The organism is Oscillospiraceae bacterium MB08-C2-2 (assembly GCA_035621215.1).
In the GTDB taxonomy this organism is placed as follows: Bacteria; Bacillota; Clostridia; order Oscillospirales; family Ruminococcaceae; genus WRAV01.
The window spans coordinates 551,274-568,240 of record CP141729.1 but is presented as its reverse complement, the minus strand read 5'-3'; the positions used below and the strand labels follow the sequence as shown (position 1 = coordinate 568,240).

Here is a 16,967-nt window from a genome sequence, read left to right as displayed (position 1 = left end):
ATCGCTGGTTAATCCCACATTATCAGAGGCTCAAAACCAATTTGCGAAAAACTATTGACACTACCGTCCAACAGCTGTAATATTATCAAACTTAGGGATAAATTTTTTGTAAGATAGTTTTCCCCGTTGTTTTTTACCGTGAAACATCGTTACCCACGGCTTGGTGTCCCCCGTTTTAACCGTGTTTGCCCATAGCTTTACTGATTGGTTGTTTTACTTTTCTGGCACACTGAGTACATCGCCGGGGAGGATAGTCGAGAACCGGCTTGTGTTGTTCAGCTCTTCCAGCTCACTCATAGAACAGCCAAGCTTGTGTGCGATAAGCCAGAAACTATCTCCTTTCTGCACGGTATAAGTGGTGTAGCGCAGGTTTTTCGGCACATCCGCTACCACGCCATACTGGTCAAAAGTATAAGTTGAGCTTTCAATGTCCTTCTTGCCTGTGGCAGGCCTGCCATTTTGGTAGAACATCCATTGGCCGGAATGGTTCATTGTCCAGCCTTGCATGGTATCGCTGAAAATCATCAGCTCAACAAAGCGGCGCAGCACTGCCGAAACCTCGGCTCTTGTGGCTGTCCCCTGGGGATCAAAGAGGTTGCTGTTTTTGCCGCTGATCACACCCGCCATCTGCATCTGCTTTACGGCTTCTTTGGCGTGGGTACTGATTTTAGCGTTATCTGAAAAGATGTTTTCCACATGAACCTTCGGCACAGTATATCCCATGGCCTTGGCATAGTTTCTCATAATAACCGCCATTTGCTCACGGGTTACAAGGCCGTCCGGATCGAACTTGCCTCCCTCGGTGCCCACCAGAATGTTGTTTTTGCTTGCCCATTCGATATAGCCCATGTAGTAGGCATCAGCCTTTACATCGGTAAAGCTGGACTGCTTATAGGCCCTTATGTCGGCATTTGCCAAACGTCCCAGTGCCGTTACAAACATTCCCCGTGTCATGGAGCCGCCCGGACTGAACGTGGTGGTGCTGGTGCCGGTTATAAGACCACGGTTTGCAGCAAAAAGAATATCATCCTTTGCCCAATGACCGCCTATATCGGTAAAGTTGAAGCCGGCTTTGTAGGCTACGCCGTAAGTGGAGAAATGGCTGGTGGAAAACACCACCGTTCCGCGTTTGGCGTCGTAGCTGGAATCGGTAAGGTAGGTTACCTTGCCTTTTGCATCCACATAGACAGCGTAGACATACCCGGCGGCTTCGTTTTTTTGCAGGGTATAGGGAATCTCCACACTGACACTGCCCTTGCCAAAGTCGGTCACAGACTTGCCGTTGCCGTAGAGTGCTTTGAGGTCATATGCGGGCCGGCTGCCGATGGCAGCCTTTGCATCGCCGGGTAGCTTTGTATTGTCCATGCGAGTGGCAGAAAGCTGGACATCAGCCTTTGCCTGCCGGTTGATCTCTGTCACGGCCGCAAGGTCAATGCCGATGGTAAGGTCGGGGCGGTCTATGACAAGCTGAACGCTGAAGATTTTGTTTCCGATAACCTTCTCCTGCGTAGTCTTGGGCAGATTGACTGTGACTGTGTCTGCATCCTTACCGGCGGTGGTGACATGGATAACCGCCGTGATGTCGCCTGGGCTCACACCTTTTTTTGCCGCTTCTGCCTGTGCGTTTGCAATGGCATCGGTGATGTTTTTGTCGGTCAGGCTGACGCTGGCGTTGCCTGTGTTGTCTACCGTGGCCTTATTTTCTGTACTGCCAGTCACCGGCTCGGTGGGCTTTGTGGACAGAGTGGGCCTATCGGAACCACTGTCAGAGTCCCTCCCGCCGTTATCATTACCGCCGGAGCCACCCGCATAAGGCGTTGCCGTAATGGTCATGGTTTTCTGCTCGGTTGTTTCGCTTTGACTGCCTTTGGATACTCTAACAGTAAAAGTGTAACTGCCGTTCGTACCGCTGGGATTTGCAGAGGTTCCCGCAATCGGTGCGGTGTAGCTAACCTTGTTTATGGTAATGGTAACACCGCTGTTACTGATTTCTGTTTCCGCAGTGCTTTTCAGAGCCGTTTCAACAGCGCTCTCATTAGCTGTCGCTGTCTGAGTCATGTTGCCGTAGATTGCCTCCTGTGCGACGGTTTTGGCATTAGCTACAGTTGCAATATCCGGGTCAGGTGCGACTTTAACGGTCATGGAAAGGCTTTTGGTATCGTTCACGCTGCCCTTAGAGAAGAGAACTTCATACTTCTTGGTTACGATATTGTAGATAACGGTTGCGGTCACCCCTGCGGCATCGCCGGTGAGCAGGCTGTTCACATAGGCTTGCACGGCGGCTGTTTTATCAGCCTGTGATGCATCGAAAGCCACATTGACAATTCCGTTAACCAGAGCGGTTCCGGCGGCGGCGACTGCCTGCGCATCGGTGACACCGGTATAAGGTGTTGCCGTGATAGTAATGATTTTCTGCCCAGTTGTTTCACTGTAACTGCCTTTGGATACTGTAGCGGTAAAAGTATAGCTGCCATCTGTACCGCTGGGATTTGCGGAAGTTCCCGCAATCGGCGCAATGTAGCTGAGTTTATTTATGGTGATTGTAACACCGCTGTTATTGACCTCTACTGCCGCGGCATTTTTAAGTGCCGTTTTAATAGCATTCTCATCCGTTGCAGCAGCTTGAGTCATGTCGGCGTAACTTGCACCCTGTGCGACGGTTTTGGCATTAGCTACAGTTGCAATATCCGGGTCAGGTGCGACTTTTACGGTCATGGAAAGGCTTTTGGTGTCGTTCACGCTGCCCTTAGAGATGGCAGCATCATACTTCCCGGTGCTGTTGTTGTAGGTGACGGTTGCGGTCACCCCTGCGGCATCCCCGGTGAGCAGGCTGTTCACATAGGCTTGCACGGCGGCTGTTTTATCAGCCTGTGATGCATTGAAAGCCACATTGACAGTTCCGTTAACCAGAGCGGTTCCGGCGGCGTCGACTGCCGCAATATTGGGGTCAACAATCACCGCGTAGTTGACCGTGCTTGAAGTGGCGGCTTTGTTGTAAGCATTGGCGGCATACTCAGCGGTTAGTGTGTAAGCATCCGCAACGGACGGGCTCCAAGTATAGGCAGCCACGCCATCGGCATTTAGGGTTGCCGTACCGAGGGTTGTTTCTCCGTTCTTAAAGGTAATTGTCTGCCCGTTTATATTCGAGCCTGAATAAAAGCCCATGAGGGTTGCGGTCAAGGTAATGGCGCTTCCAAGGATTTGCTGATTTGCGGGAGCTGCCGCCAGCGCAAGCTCGGTTGTATATCCCATTACATTAAACGTTATTTCATTGGAAGTAATTGTTTTTTCACTGCCGCGGTCTGTGTAGGTTATAAAATAGCGCAGCTTCCGGAAGGCGTTAGTGTCAAGCGGAACATAGCTGGTTGCTCCCGACCAAGGTATCCACTCACTGGAGTTAACGGAAGCCTGCCAGCCTTGTGCCGTGATGGTGTATCCGTTAGGCGTTACAGTAGGAACATAGGCCGCAACGTCGTCCAGATATAGCCGCTTCCCTGCCATAAAGGAATTGGAAATGGTCAGTTCACCGATAGTGGGTACTGTCACCGCAAGCTGCACCACATTGTTTGCGCCATTCTGAATTATGTAGCTGCTGTTATCACTGTGGAAATAGCCGCTGTAATCGGCGGAGCTTGTGCCGGTGATGTTGCGCGGGCTACCGCTTGTGGGAGCATCAATTGAGGTCACCCAAATCGATGCTCCGGTAGTAAATGGCGTATCGATCGAAAGGGAATTATAGCTATACACGAACACATTGCGTTTAGTGCCACCGCTAGTCTCTATATTATCTTTGATAACAGCTGTGCCACCTATTTTATAAGTCCCGCTAGCGTAGATGGAGATACCGCCCACATTAGGGCTTTCATTGCCGGTAATGCTACCGCCCGTCATACTGAAGGTGGCGTCTGGTACAGAGACAGCACCACCATCACCGGTCGCTTCATTGCCAGTAATACTGCCGCCCTGCATCATAAACAAAGCCCCAGATTTAACCCTTACACCGCCGCCCCACACAGTTGTCTTGTTGCCGGTGATATCGCCGCCCTGTAATGTAAAATTACCGCTTACACACACACCGCCGCCGGTATCATTGGAACTATACCCGCCGGTGATGTGACCCTGATTTGAAGCCTCAGTCGTACTGCTGTCCTTGAGAGTCAGGCTGCCGCTGACAGTGATTACATTGCCATTCGCAGTTGCCGCCGTAAGCCCACGGTCGATATCCTTGCCATTCAGGTCGAGGATGGTGGCCTTGCCTGACGCAAAGACCAGCGTTTCAGTGATAGCTACGTCCTCCCGAAGCTGAATGTATGCCGTGCCACTTTCTAAACTGTTGGCATAGGTCATGGCATCATCCAGTGTACCGTATGCCAACACTGCCGGTGCGGAACCACCACTTCCTGCCACGCCCCATCGAGCTTCGGCGGTGCTGCCATCGGTGACGGTAACCGTAATCGGATAATCATGATGTGTATCATCATCAATAAATGTAGCTGTGAACGTATAAGTTCCCTGCTCTGTCGCATAAAAATATATTTTGTTTTGCAGAATTGAAGAAATTGAACAATTAGTATCCCCATATGTTATTGGATTAGTTTGAGTCGAATCCCAATATAACTCTGCGGCTTTACTTCCGTCTGTTGGTTGTGTAAATCCGTGTGAAGGAAGTAACATTTCATTCACTTGAGGGTTTCCGTAAATAGGTAAAACGTTAATCTCTAGCGGTATATTGATGGCAACCGAAAATACGGCGGGGTCGTTAGGTGCCGTGCGTATCATCTGGCGCTTTGCCGCGCCCACCGTCACAGCAACTTTCGGCAGGTCGGCGCTCACGGTATAGCCCTCAATTACCGGCGTGAAAATGTAAACGCCGTTTTCATTTCCCTGATATTCCGGCGTGGCTTCCCATGTAACCGGGATATTCGGAGTTGTGATGTTCCATTCGGGCGGAGTCGTCTCGTCTGCCTTTGCCTGTTGGCCGGAATCTGTCGGAGTGGCAGAACCGGGAATTGCCTCTGTCAAATTGTCCGGGTTCCCTGAATCCTGCTCGGATTCCTCCGCTGTGCCGCTGTCGGCTATAGCGGTTGTACGCACCGTTGCCGTCAGACTTTCAGGCAGCCCCAAATTCTCAATGGCTGTGCCGGCTGATACAGACAGTTCTGTTTTATCAAGCGGTGCAAATGCGATAATTTCTCCGCTTGCACCGATGGAAATGTCCGCTTCTTTCGCCATGGCTGAAATCGGCAGCTGGGTCAGCATCATACACAATGCCAGTGCAAAGCTTAATAATCGTTTTTTCATTTTGTCTCTTCCTCCTCTTTTGTGTCTGCCTGAACGGTCGGATCAAACGCGCACCGTTTTGTGGATGAATCAAAAATGCCGTTTATTCCCTCCGTATAGCTGCATACTCCCGTTTTGGTGGGGCACTCGGTAAGAATGCCAAAATCCCCATGCTTGCAGTACCAGCACTCCCGGCTGGAAAAAAGCCGGCTCTCGTCCTGTTCAAAAGCATCGCAGAAGTCTCCGCGCTCAATTTCAAGCCTGCCGATCGTCTTGATCTCCCCTGTTCTGTCACGCGGTTTTCCCATCATAGAATCACTTCCTCAAAGCTAATTTCTCAGTAAAATTATACAAAAAAACTGCGGCCGAAAAACGGCCGCAGCGTAATTGCAGGATATTTGGCGTAAATGTCATGTATTTGTCACATTTTGGGGTTTTATGCTATAAATGAAGCAGGATCCGTGTCCTGAACACACCGTCTTGCGCGGTAAATTCCACCATACCGTTATAGCGCTCGGCGGTATAAGTGATGCTCTTTGTTCCCGTGCCACCCCCGGGCTTCTGGGATTTTGGAAAGTCACCATCAAAGACGATGTTATGCGCACATGTATTTTCGAAGACAATGTGAAGCTTTCCAGCTCCGTTATAGACAGAATAAGCAATGTTCACGGTAATAAATTTCTCCGCGACCTCAGGGCAGCGCAGGCAGCCTTCTACGGCATTTTCAAAGGAATTGGCAAGAATACCGGCCAGTGCAACCTCGTCAATCGGGAGATCTGCGGGAATGCCCGCATCAATTTGGGACTTGATGCCGTTCTCCTTTGCCCGCGCCGCCCATCTTGACAGGATAGCGTTTGCGGCAGGGTGCTGGCAGATGTCCGACAGAGCCGCACTTTCCGTTCTCCGGGTCTGTGCGTTTAAATAGGCAACCGCTTCCTGTGTTTTCCCGCCCGAAAGCATTTCTAAAAGCGTGTCGTAGTGATGGCGAAGATCATGGCGGTCGCGGCGGGCAGCATTGACAGCATTTGTTTGCTCTGTTATCTGTTCTTCCCACAGCTTATTTTGCTGCGCAAGGATGCTTCCACGCTCCTGCTCCTCATATTTCCCCACAATTGCATTGATTGACCGGAATATCAGCAGGTTGACGCTGAAAAAAACCAGATAGGAGCTTGCAACCAGATACCAGCGGTAGTCCGGCTCATACCAATAGAAACGCGGAAAATATAGGATAACGGCTTCCAAAACATAGAAGAAAAAGGCCGCCAGCATAATAGAATTCCATTCTTTTCCCAGAATCTCTACCAGTCTGCGGAAGCGAGGCCGCAGATATTTGAAATTGAGAAACAAAAGCACACCAAACAGCACGGTTCGGTTCAGCAAAAATTCGATATTATAAACCAGTCCGGAATATTCGGTGGTGCACAGATCGGAAATATAGGATATTCCCAGGTATAAATTAAACTGAGTGAACATGACAAAAAGCGATACTGGCCACCTGTCGGCGGAACAGATAACAAGCAGAATCAGACACAACCCCACTTCAACGGGTATAATCAGGCTTTCGGCTAACTCCTGCCCATATAGCAACAGCAAGGAGCAATATGCCCCGGCAACTGCGATATAAATTGCAACTGTAATGGCAACCCGTTTTCTTTTCGGCTCCTTCAGCTTTATAAGGGAGAAGAAAAACAGGCCAATATAAGCGCCCGTCTGCAAAAATCGCAGAAGTATCAATGTATAAATAAGCATAGATAGCATCCCTCGCTCAACGATTACATACGTAATCCATGTACCATTTTTTGAAATCCGTGTATTTTCGACTGAGCACCGGAATCTTAGTGCCGGTAGAAAAAGCAACACTTCTGGATGAAAGCTCAACGATATAGTCCATATTAATGATATAGGTGCTGCCGCATTTGTAAAAACGCGGCTCTCCTTGAAGAAGCTCAAACAGCTCGGTTGAGGATTTTCGAACCCTGATCAAATTGCCGTCTGATAAATATAATTTCTGAACATGGCTATCTGTTTCAGCATATACAAGCTTGCTTAGCTCCACACGGCTGATACCGTTAACCGATTTGACAGTAAGCACCACCCCGCGCCTATCCGCAAGGTTATAGAGCGCCTTGTCAAGAGCTGCAAAGAATTCTTGTTCCGAATAGGGCTTCACCAGATAATGCGTGGCGTTTAGCGAGAATGCGTCCACAGCATGGTCGCGTGACGTAGTCAGGAAAATGATCTGGCAATTGTCGCTCATAGCCCGCAGTTCCCGCGCCGCTTCTGTACCGAGAATACCCGGCATATAGATATCCAGCAGCAGCACATCAAACCCGCCTTTCGCTGCCACATAAGTAAGAAGCTCCAAAGGTGCGGAAAAAAGCTCTGTTTTCATATCCTGTTGCGTGTGTTCACAGGCGTATTTCTCAAGCAGGCTCTCAGCCTGTTCAAGCTCCTTTGGCTGGTCGTCACAGATTGCAATGCGCAGCATAACGGTCAGTTCCTTCCGGTTTGTTCTTTTCGTGGGTCAGAAGGCTTTTGGCATTAGCGGGGATGACCCCTGTGCATCCAATACGAAAAAAACAGAATGCCCCTCCCCTAACTTGGCAGTCTTGATTCACCCGCCATTCTGATACGCCCCATTTGTTCGACACTTCCTGCGCTGAGATATATCCCTGCAAACTGCTCAAGCGTTTCACCTCAAAAATATTAAATGACATAACATATTATATACGAATATCCCTATGGCTTCAATAGATAAGCAAAAAGCGCAACTGCCTGGCAGGCGTTTCAGATATCCTGACACTTTCCGTTTGATTAAGATTACCTGAACCTATATCGCAGTGGATATTTCATGCTAAAGCATAAGGAGGCAGTGTAGTATGCCCGTTCTTCTCGGAGCCATTTCTGTACATTTTTAACTGTCACTTTTGATCATTTCATCACTGCCAATGACAGCTATTGAGCATTGATGCTGTCGCTATGCGGAATTTATAGTATGGATAATAGAAATGACTCAAGTCAGGGCCTTTTTTTATTGTCCATACATTATACTGAAAAAAATAATATATTATTTGCAATAGTGTGTATCATACAGTATAATGGATATAGAGGTGATAGGAATGACCGATGAAGAACTGGTTCGTAGCCTAATTGTCGATTTGCGCCGTGGTACGCTTGTGTTAGCCGTTCTAAGCAGTCTAGGTAAAGCTCAATATGGGTATTCGCTGTTACAAGATATGGAAAGTAAAGGAATCCATATAGAGTCTAATACGCTCTATCCATTATTGAGACGTTTGGAAACACAAGGATTATTACAAAGTCAATGGGATACTGCTGAAAATCGTCCACGCAAATACTATATATTAAGTGACCGTGGACAGACAGTCTATGTGCAGTTACGTAAAGAATGGCTATGCATGACACGTGAAATGAATAATCTACTAAAGGAGGCAGACGTATAATGAATAAAATGGTCGAACGTTACATTTATGATGTCACCCGCCGTTTATCAGAAAAAGAACGCAGTGAAGTCAGATTAGAGTTGGAAATGTGCATAGCAGATATGCTGCCTGATAATCCAAAAGAACAAGATATTACAGGCGTTCTAACAAAACTCGGCGCACCATATTTACTGGCAGAGCAATATCGTCAAAACCCACGATACCTAATTTCACCCGCCGTATTTGAACTCTATATATCTGTGCTGAAAACAGTAACGATGGTGATGGCTGGTGTTTTTGCTTTCATAGGTGCAGTTACAGTTGCATTACCAAATTCTATTGTCGAAATTCTCCTTTCCAGCATAGATTCAGCGCTCTCCGGGGCCTTGAGGGCAGTGTTTTGGGTCACAGTTGGTTTTGCTATCAGCGAGAGATGCAAATCTAAGCCCAAGTCATGGACTGTCGACGATTTACCTCAACTGACTGAGCAAACAGGAATAAAAATCCCACGTTCTTCATCGATTGCTCGAATAATCTTATCTGTAGTTTTAACGGCTTGGTTCACCATTTCAATTGTACGTGCTGAGTGGTTATTGCCATTTGTGTATGACACGGAGATAATTATCCCATTTTCGCAGGCTGCACTTGACCGAAGTATCCTATTTATTCTTTCATTAGGAGGAATAAATTTGCTAATAAATTGTCTAAAGTTATATTGGGCGCGATGGAATCTTTCACTTTGTATCGCCAATATAGTAAGTAATATCGTATGGGTCAGCATTGCCATATATATTCTGCACTGGCCAGACCTATTGAGTAGTGAATTTGTTGTATTTACCAACCAATTTTCTAAAGATTATCAACATATCTTTCCGGATGGTATGACTATCTTTTTATCAGCCGCATTTGTAATAATTAGTGCAATTGATACCGGCGAATCTGTTTGGAAAACTTGGAAGGGTATGCGTGAATAGATTTAATACGATTCATGAGGATATTTTATCTACAATATATTTTAGTAGTAATTGATGTTGACAACCGCCTGCGTAAATTGTAGTATGTATACATCTACTACAATTTACGCAGGCGGTGATATTGTGTACACGTTAACCGAACCGGAACTCGGTATTATGCAAACATTGTGGGAAACAAAGGAAGCCGTGCCCCGCAGTTATATCCAAAAGAGGCTGTCCCACCTTAACTGGAAGGGGACGACTTTCAACACATATCTAAGTCGGCTAGAGGCAAAGAACTTTGTTTCTAAGGAAATGCAAGGACAGACACATTATTACCGACCTTTGGTGATGCAACAGGAATATCAGCAAAAGGAAAGTGTGTCTGTATTGAATAAACTGTTCCATGGCTCACTGAAAAATTTTGTCCTGTCCGTTTCGCTGACCGATGCTGTGAGTAAAGAAGATTTGCAAGAGCTGCAAACTCTACTTGACGATATGAAAGGCGGTAGACAGGATGGGCAGTGAGTTAATCTGGACATTCCTGCATATATCCTTGGCAACATCCTTTGTAATCATAGTCCTTCTGCTTGCAGTGCCAGCGTTGCCTCCTATTATTTATCTCCAGATAATCCTGTCTATCGTTATTTGCAAAACAACTCCATCAAAAAATTCCTTGATGGGTGGTTTGCAGCGGATATTGACAAAAATGTGAAGCCCCGATGGAACTACGATACCCTGGCCCCTGTTCAGATGTTGGATCATGATTTCGTTTCGCTCACCCGTTCCGACATACAGCTATACACCATGACATTCAGTGCTGACGAAAACCGATATGGTTATATCCTGCTAACGTATAGCCCAGAAGATCCCAGTATCCAAAAATGGCGCCTGGTTGAAACAACACCCCACCCGTATGATTCACAGGCAAACAGTAATAAAATTGCAGTAAGCCTTCAAAGAACGGATATTGATTTATCAACCGCAACCGCCACACGTGTAGAATGGCAGGATACAAAGAAGAATCGCGGGGATAGGATTATCTTATTTGAAGATGGCAATGGTAATCTGTATATATGCTATCTTGGCAGCGATAATTTTAACATAGAAAGGGTATAATAGCAGCCACTGCTACAAAAAAAGGTGCGTGTTTCTAACCACTGGAGATATAGCTGCAGTAAAGTAAAACAAGCATAATATTCGCACATTTGCTATCTTGCTAAAGAGAAGCAGGGCGAGGATATCCTGCTTCTTTCACTCCACGGCTACACGCCTAAGATCTTCCAGAGTACCCTTGCAAAAGGACAATTTTAAATCTTATGATTCAGTCCTCCCTAATCCTTGTTCATAATCAGTTGCTTGCAGCACTGGTTTCTCTATGGTGAATTTTTGCATATATACTGCCCAACAAAATATTACTCAAGTGATAGCAGTTGATTTTTACGCTTGATGAGCGAATTTATATTTGACAAGGGAGCAAATATGAAAATAATTAAAGTTGAAGATAGAAATTCAATACTGATAGAACAACTCGTGAAAGTCTGGAAAAGCTCTGTGAAAGCAACTCATTTGTTTTTAACAGATGTGGAGATAGACAATATTCAGCAATATATTCCACAGGCTTTAGCGGATATTGCGCATTTGATTATTGCCGAGAATGAAAAAGGTGTTCCTGTTGCATTTATGGGGATAGATGCACAAAAACTTGAAATGTTATTTATCTCTCCCCAAGAACGTAGACAGGGTTTAGGAAAGAAATTGATTCAATATGGCATTAAGGAATACTCCATTAACGAATTAGGGGTAAACGAACAAAATCCACAAGCAAAAGGATTTTACGAACACATGGGTTTTCAAGTTTATAAAAGAACTGAGACAGATGAGCAAGGCATGCCATATCCCATTTTATACATGAGATTATCGTAATTTATTCTATCTTAGTTTGTGAGCTTTTGATGCGTTAAAATAAACACCATGCATATTAATGTAAGACTGTTTTGGAATATAAAATTAACATGAGAGGATGTATTTTATGAGTGAATATATTAATATTACAGCCGAGAATTTGCCGGCAGAGCATCTTTGCTGTGCCATTGCCGACAAGAAACATCAAGCCGGTGTAAATGTAAAACGCCAATGGCTTGCGGAGCGTATAAAAGAAGGGCATGTATTCCGTAAGCTAAACGAAAAGGGCAAGGTGTTTATTGAGTATGCCCCTCTGGAAAAGGCATGGGGTTCCTGTTGTTGGTCAAAACTATATGTATATCTATTGCCTTTGGGTGGCTGGCAGTTTCAAGGGACAAGGGCATGGTAAGGCACTGTTGAAATACTGTATAGATGACGCAAAAAGCCGGGGAAAATCAGGTATCTGCGTAATTAGCTCCAAAAAGAAATCGCCGTTTTTATCCGACAAAAAATTCATGCAAGCCAACGGTTTTTTGACTGTAGATACTCTCCTGGGCGACTATGAGTTATTAGCGTTATCTTTTGATGGGACACAACCAAATTTTGCGGACAGCGCAAGAAATCAGTCTATTGAAAACAAGGAATTGACCATTTATTATGGATTGCAATGCCCCTATATACCCAACTGTATCGAACAAGTAAAGGGGTACTGTGAAGCGAATTCCATTCCGCTTAGGCTTATTGCTGTTGATACAGTAGAAAAGGCAAAGTCACTTCCCGGTGTGTTTAACAATTGGGCCGTTTTTTATAATGGAAAATTTCAAACAGTCCACATGCTTAATGAAGGCTACCTAAAGAAACTGCTGGACAAAAATTAACGTAACCCATATATTTCAATTAGAGCAAGCACATGAACGCTTGCTCTGCTTTTGGCGGCTACATATCTAGAATCGTCCAGATATAGGCCGGCACCGTCATAGTGAACACTAAGCAGGCGAACAGGATCGCCGGAGCCGCCCACTCAAATTGTCCATCCCCTTTTCGCTTACTTTTATTGTTTCATCGATAAAAAAGCGCCGCTTTCTTTTTAGGATTTCTTCCATAAAAGGACGTAGGTGCGAGTTCAACTCCATGCACACTTCAAATGATAAGGTACAATAAGTTTCGCAAATAAGAAAAGGACAAGGTTTAAGTCTCTGGTAAAATGGGAGTAACGACACCACCATTTTGAAAGGAGACGGAAAACCATGTCCGAGAAAATTGTACAACTAAACGAAGAGATAATCAAGGTAGAAATCCGGGAACTGGTGCGTAATAGCGTGGAGGAAACACTCAATGGGTTGTTGGAGCAGGAAGCACAGCAACTGACCAATGCCGCGAAATATGAACGCAGTGAGGGTCGACAGGGCTACCGCAGCGGGCACTACAACCGGAATCTGACAACAACGTCAGGGGATGTGGAGCTGAAAATGCCGAAGCTGAAAGGAGTGTCCTTTGAGACAGCGATTATTGAGCGGTACCGCCGCCGGGAAAGCAGCGTAGAAGAAGCATTGATTGAGATGTATCTGGCCGGGGTATCAGTACGGCGAGTAGAGGATATTACAGAGGCATTGTGGGGAAGCAAGGTGTCACCAGCCACGATCAGCGAACTGAACAAGAAAGCGTATGTCCACATTGAAGATTGGCGGGGTCGCCCCTTGCAAGGCGGGAAATACCCATATGTCTATGTGGACGGCATCTACCTTCGCCGCAACTGGGGCGGAGAATATGAGAATGTGGCTATCCTCGTAGCCATCGCAGTCAATGAGGACGGCTACCGGGAGGTGATTGGCGCCGCTGAAGGGATGAAAGAGGATAAAGCAAGTTGGGTGTCCTTCTTCCAATGGCTGAAAATCCGTGGACTTTCTGGTGTCAAGCTCATTGTGGGTGACAAATGTCTGGGTATGCTGGAGGCCGTCTATGAAGTGTTTCCCGACGTCAAATACCAGCGCTGCACCGTGCATTTCTACCGTAATGTATTCTCTGTTACCCCTCGCTCCAAGGTGAAGCTGGTAGCGAAAATGCTTAAGGCTATCCATGCGCAGGAAAGCAAAAAAGCGGCACGGGAGAAGGCGAAAGCCGTTGTGCAAGAACTGCACGCCATGAAGCTGACCCAAGCGGCCAGAAAAGTGGAGGATAGCATTGATGAGACGCTTACCTATGCCGATTTCCCACCCGAACATTGGACACGAATTCGCACGAACAACGTCATCGAACGCCTTAACCGTGAAATCCGTCGCCGTACAAGGGTGGTCGGCGCATTTCCTGATGGAAACTCCGCTCTGATGCTCGTCTGCGCACGTTTGCGCCATGTCGCCGGTACTCAGTGGGGTAACAAGAAATACATGAACATGAAGCATCTTGCTGCTGCAGCAGACGATGCCTTGATCGCTGGTTAATCCCACATTATCAGAGGCTCAAAACCAATTTGCGAAAAACTATTGACACTACCCTTCAAATATGAACTCGCACTTTTTTTGACGGCCATTTTGAGAGTGAAGAAGCCCATAAATAGCGGATGCCCTGCGGTGAAAACCGCAGGGCATCCGCTTGGGGTATTAATTATGGTACGAGTGTTCAGGAACCCGCAGGTAAACGAATATTGCATGCAATCACTTACTTTTACATCGTGCAGATTTAGCTGTCGGCGTCAAGCAACTCACAAATTTTAAGCATTGTTTTCTGATTACGGGAGGTCAGCGAAACACCAAGTTTTGACAACGAGGTCGCCAGCTTTGAATCGCGTATACTATGATAACAAAGCAGATAAAGCTCACGTTTCACAACCGACAGCTTATCTTCTCCACCGTACGCTGAATACAATGTTTCTGCGGCGGCAGGGTCGATAGAATCGTTTGCCATGAAAACATACACATGCTCAACTTCCGGAGTTTTGACTTCGACTTGCTCTATTTCTTCTCTTGAAAACGGCAATGCCGACATTATTGCGGATATTTCATTGCCGGAGCGCAAAATAACATCACTCGGGAAAGCAAAACGCTTTTCGAAGGCATGGGAGATAACATCCGGCAGTAAAAATTCGTCTTGATCAGATCTGAAAATCACATTTCCGCTTTGGATATACGTTGTCACATCGCAAAAGCCACAATCATGAAAGAGTTGCTTTAAGTCGGCCATTTTAACCTTGTTTTTCCCGCCAACATTAATTCCGCGGAAAAAGGCGACATATTTTGGAAAACCTTTTTCGTCCATTTCAAGCTCCTTCGTATAGCCAAATTGGCTATATCCGTCAATTTTGCTTTCTTCGATTGTAACACACGCGGACTAATCCCACAATAAAAAATCGTTTCTAAAGAAAGATTACTCAATTCCTTTAGAAACGATTTTGAGAGCCGCGTCAATTCTGCATATCATCCTGTTTTCAGATGAGGATTTAGACTGTCACGCATGCAAACAATATAATCGAACATTCAAAATAAGGAAGGTTCTTCGGTTGCGCTAAAATTATGGAATTAAATAACAAAATTCAACAGACTATAAATAATGTGCAAAACAGTAAAAACCAAAGTAGGAATTAAAGCTATCCAGTTTTTACGATCAATCTCATATGCAATAAATGCAATACATGGTAAAGCACTCAAGGACAACAAAGCGAATTCCTCTGCAACACCTAAGTAGTATCCTGCCCAACAGATGAAATATATAATGATTGCAGCCATACAAATCCACAGCCACTTACTGCATATTGTAAATTTTCGTACATCTTTTCGTCTCAACAGACAAATGGCAGCAATCATTACAACTTGACATATTGAGGCAACCCTATCGATGAAAGGGGTTACAGATTCCTGCCTTAAAACATCATGGGGGGCGGGTACAGAAAACCATATGAAGTTAGGAATCATAATAAGGATAAATAGCGCCAGTCCCCAAACGTTAAATCCAAATTGATATTTCTTCATTTTTTCTCCGAAATCTATAAATCATTTGCACTGTTCTTAATTGTAGCATAGATAAAACAAAAAGTCATATATGAGTTCAAATCTCATACATGACTTTAATTTGGTGCCGCTGACCGGAATTGAACCGGTACGGTGTTTCCACCGAGGGATTTTAAGTCCCTTGCGTCTGCCGATTCCGCCACAGCGGCATAAATAAAGACTCCGGCTATAAATCGACTGTCGTTTATTATACCTCAAATTGGAAAAATCGTCAAGGAATCTTGTCTCTTTTTTTATGCAACGGCTTATGAAATATATAGGATCGGCATTTCAGGCAATTGTGCGGCCAGCTTCTGCCGCAGAAAATCCTCCACCTCAAACCGTATATCGTTCCGGTAGGAGTATTTCCCCCGCCCTCGCCCGGTCATAGTTTCCCGGTTGAACAGCTGCACCGCATTGGGAAAGGCATCGGTATTAATGGCATTCTGAACGAAGCTGTAGGTCATCAATATAATTTCTATAAAGCCGGTTTCCTTCACTTTAGGGCTTAATTGGTCTGCCAGCCGTTCAATCAGCCTGCCATAAAGTTGCCGCCAATCCGGGAGCAGAATGACAGGCGCCAGCAGCATGCCCACTGGATATCCGGCCTCTGCCATTTGATTCAGCGCCTGAATCCGTGCTTCCAAATGAGATGTGCCCAATTCAACCGAGCGAATAATCTCTTCCGGGTTCATGCTCATACGGAATATCGTCTTACCTTGGTGTTCAATACCAAGCAAAGGCGCAACCATATCGAATTTTGTCGGGAAGGTTAAGTGCCCCCGGCCCTCCTGCGCAAAGCGCTTGATTGTGTAAACCAGATTGTCTGTAATTGTATTCTCCAAAATCAAATCGCTGTTGCTGCCAATTTCAAATGTTTGCGGTTCCAGAGCGGCATCGGCTGTTCTAAGAAGCTTCTCCAACATTTGCTCACGATTCACAAACAGGCGAAGATAAGAACACTTGTTATAATTGCATACAAGATAACAATACAGGCACATGGCACGGCAGCCTGATGAGGTATAGGGAACCAGCCAATCGGAAACCTTTTGGTTTGGCACATATTTGTGGGTTTTTCTGAGGCCTATAATTAAATGCTGTTTTAGTTTGACAAAATCCCGATTATTTGCTGCGGATAAGGCAGGTATGCGGTTATGACTTTCTATTTCGATCCAAGGCAAGCCTGCATATTTTGCTTTGAGCATTTGCCCCAACGCATAGCCAAGTGCATCCGGCTCATAATAAACGGCATCAAAATGCATATTCATAGTTCAATTCACTCCTGACAGTGATAGCTTCCCCAATACTGTTGATACTATTTTAAAGTCTGTGAAAAAATCTCTTTTCTATTTGCTATATTCATGCTATAATGTTGGTGTCTTAACACAAAATATTTTGGGTAAAGACCA

The 16,967-nt window shown here is 45.6% G+C and carries 12 protein-coding genes, 1 tRNA gene and 2 pseudogenes; 6 read left to right on the top strand and 9 right to left on the bottom strand.

The window, feature by feature from the left end; translation table 11 throughout:
• Positions 1-213: 213 nt before the first annotated feature.
• From U6B65_02460 to U6B65_02445, 4 genes are all read right to left on the bottom strand, one after another.
• Positions 214-5,301, bottom strand: a complete 5,088-nt coding sequence (locus tag U6B65_02460) for an S-layer homology domain-containing protein (GenBank protein WRS28006.1) — start codon at positions 5,299-5,301, stop codon at positions 214-216.
• The gene (locus U6B65_02455; protein ID WRS28005.1) at positions 5,298-5,591 is read right to left on the bottom strand and encodes a hypothetical protein; all 294 of its coding nucleotides are present in this window, start codon (positions 5,589-5,591) and stop codon (positions 5,298-5,300) included. Before U6B65_02455 ends, U6B65_02460 begins: the two co-directional genes overlap by 4 nt.
• A 130-nt stretch (positions 5,592-5,721) precedes the next feature.
• A complete protein-coding gene (locus U6B65_02450) occupies positions 5,722-6,549 on the bottom strand; it encodes an ATP-binding protein (GenBank protein ID WRS28004.1) in 828 nt (275 codons plus the stop codon).
• Positions 6,550-7,045: 496 nt separating this feature from the next.
• Positions 7,046-7,768: a LytTR family DNA-binding domain-containing protein gene (locus tag U6B65_02445; protein WRS28003.1), complete on the bottom strand. Its 723-nt coding sequence runs from the start codon at positions 7,766-7,768 to the stop codon at positions 7,046-7,048.
• A 631-nt stretch (positions 7,769-8,399) separates the two neighbouring features.
• On the opposite strand from U6B65_02445, the gene U6B65_02440 reads away from it, so the two are divergent.
• The 5 genes and pseudogenes from U6B65_02440 to U6B65_02420 all read left to right on the top strand — a co-directional run bounded on the left by U6B65_02440 (position 8,400) and on the right by U6B65_02420 (position 12,456).
• Complete coding sequence (locus U6B65_02440) at positions 8,400-8,741, top strand: PadR family transcriptional regulator (protein ID WRS28002.1); 342 nt, start codon at positions 8,400-8,402, stop codon at positions 8,739-8,741.
• Positions 8,741-9,694 carry a hypothetical protein gene (locus U6B65_02435; protein WRS28001.1) on the top strand — a complete coding sequence of 318 codons (954 nt, stop codon included), beginning with the start codon at positions 8,741-8,743 and terminating at the stop codon, positions 9,692-9,694. Before U6B65_02440 ends, U6B65_02435 begins: the two co-directional genes overlap by 1 nt.
• Positions 9,695-9,817: 123 nt before the next feature.
• A complete protein-coding gene (locus U6B65_02430) occupies positions 9,818-10,201 on the top strand; it encodes a BlaI/MecI/CopY family transcriptional regulator (GenBank protein ID WRS28000.1) in 384 nt (127 codons plus the stop codon).
• A gap of 954 nt (positions 10,202-11,155) precedes the next feature.
• Positions 11,156-11,599, top strand: a complete 444-nt coding sequence (locus U6B65_02425) for a GNAT family N-acetyltransferase (protein ID WRS27999.1) — start codon at positions 11,156-11,158, stop codon at positions 11,597-11,599.
• Between the two features lie 106 nt (positions 11,600-11,705).
• A pseudogene (locus U6B65_02420) lies at positions 11,706-12,456 on the top strand (N-acetyltransferase).
• Positions 12,457-12,514: 58 nt separating this feature from the next.
• Here U6B65_02420 and U6B65_02415 read toward each other — a convergent pair.
• Positions 12,515-12,610 (bottom strand): annotated as a pseudogene (locus U6B65_02415) (DUF3852 family protein).
• A gap of 215 nt (positions 12,611-12,825) precedes the next feature.
• Between U6B65_02415 and U6B65_02410 the strand changes: the two are divergent.
• Positions 12,826-14,016 carry an IS256 family transposase gene (locus U6B65_02410; protein ID WRS27998.1) on the top strand — a complete coding sequence of 397 codons (1,191 nt, stop codon included), beginning with the start codon at positions 12,826-12,828 and terminating at the stop codon, positions 14,014-14,016.
• A gap of 238 nt (positions 14,017-14,254) precedes the next feature.
• Here U6B65_02410 and U6B65_02405 read toward each other — a convergent pair whose 3' ends face one another.
• The 4 genes from U6B65_02405 to U6B65_02390 all read right to left on the bottom strand — a co-directional run bounded on the left by U6B65_02405 (position 14,255) and on the right by U6B65_02390 (position 16,820).
• The gene (locus U6B65_02405; protein ID WRS27997.1) at positions 14,255-14,830 is read right to left on the bottom strand and encodes a DUF1697 domain-containing protein; all 576 of its coding nucleotides are present in this window, start codon (positions 14,828-14,830) and stop codon (positions 14,255-14,257) included.
• A 260-nt stretch (positions 14,831-15,090) separates the two neighbouring features.
• Positions 15,091-15,540, bottom strand: a complete 450-nt coding sequence (locus tag U6B65_02400) for a hypothetical protein (protein ID WRS27996.1) — start codon at positions 15,538-15,540, stop codon at positions 15,091-15,093.
• 101 nt (positions 15,541-15,641) lie between these two features.
• Positions 15,642-15,728, bottom strand: a tRNA-Leu gene (locus U6B65_02395).
• 96 nt (positions 15,729-15,824) lie between these two features.
• Positions 15,825-16,820: a spore photoproduct lyase gene (locus U6B65_02390; GenBank protein WRS28900.1), complete on the bottom strand. Its 996-nt coding sequence runs from the start codon at positions 16,818-16,820 to the stop codon at positions 15,825-15,827.
• Positions 16,821-16,967: the final 147 nt, after the last annotated feature.

What these genes read in the sequence shown, in the direction of transcription:
- U6B65_02460 (WRS28006.1), bottom strand. Translation starts at nt 5,301, where the DNA reads ATGAAAAAACGATTATTAAGCTTTGCACTGGCATTGTGTATGATGCTG.
- U6B65_02455 (WRS28005.1), bottom strand. Translation starts at nt 5,591, where the DNA reads ATGATGGGAAAACCGCGTGACAGAACAGGGGAGATCAAGACGATCGGC.
- U6B65_02450 (WRS28004.1), bottom strand. Translation starts at nt 6,549, where the DNA reads ATGCTGGCGGCCTTTTTCTTCTATGTTTTGGAAGCCGTTATCCTATAT.
- U6B65_02445 (WRS28003.1), bottom strand. Translation starts at nt 7,768, where the DNA reads ATGCTGCGCATTGCAATCTGTGACGACCAGCCAAAGGAGCTTGAACAG.
- U6B65_02440 (WRS28002.1), top strand. Translation starts at nt 8,400, where the DNA reads ATGACCGATGAAGAACTGGTTCGTAGCCTAATTGTCGATTTGCGCCGT.
- U6B65_02435 (WRS28001.1), top strand. Translation starts at nt 8,741, where the DNA reads ATGAATAAAATGGTCGAACGTTACATTTATGATGTCACCCGCCGTTTA.
- U6B65_02425 (WRS27999.1), top strand. Translation starts at nt 11,156, where the DNA reads ATGAAAATAATTAAAGTTGAAGATAGAAATTCAATACTGATAGAACAA.
- U6B65_02410 (WRS27998.1), top strand. Translation starts at nt 12,826, where the DNA reads ATGTCCGAGAAAATTGTACAACTAAACGAAGAGATAATCAAGGTAGAA.
- U6B65_02405 (WRS27997.1), bottom strand. Translation starts at nt 14,830, where the DNA reads ATGGACGAAAAAGGTTTTCCAAAATATGTCGCCTTTTTCCGCGGAATT.
- U6B65_02400 (WRS27996.1), bottom strand. Translation starts at nt 15,540, where the DNA reads ATGAAGAAATATCAATTTGGATTTAACGTTTGGGGACTGGCGCTATTT.
- U6B65_02390 (WRS28900.1), bottom strand. Translation starts at nt 16,820, where the DNA reads ATGCATTTTGATGCCGTTTATTATGAGCCGGATGCACTTGGCTATGCG.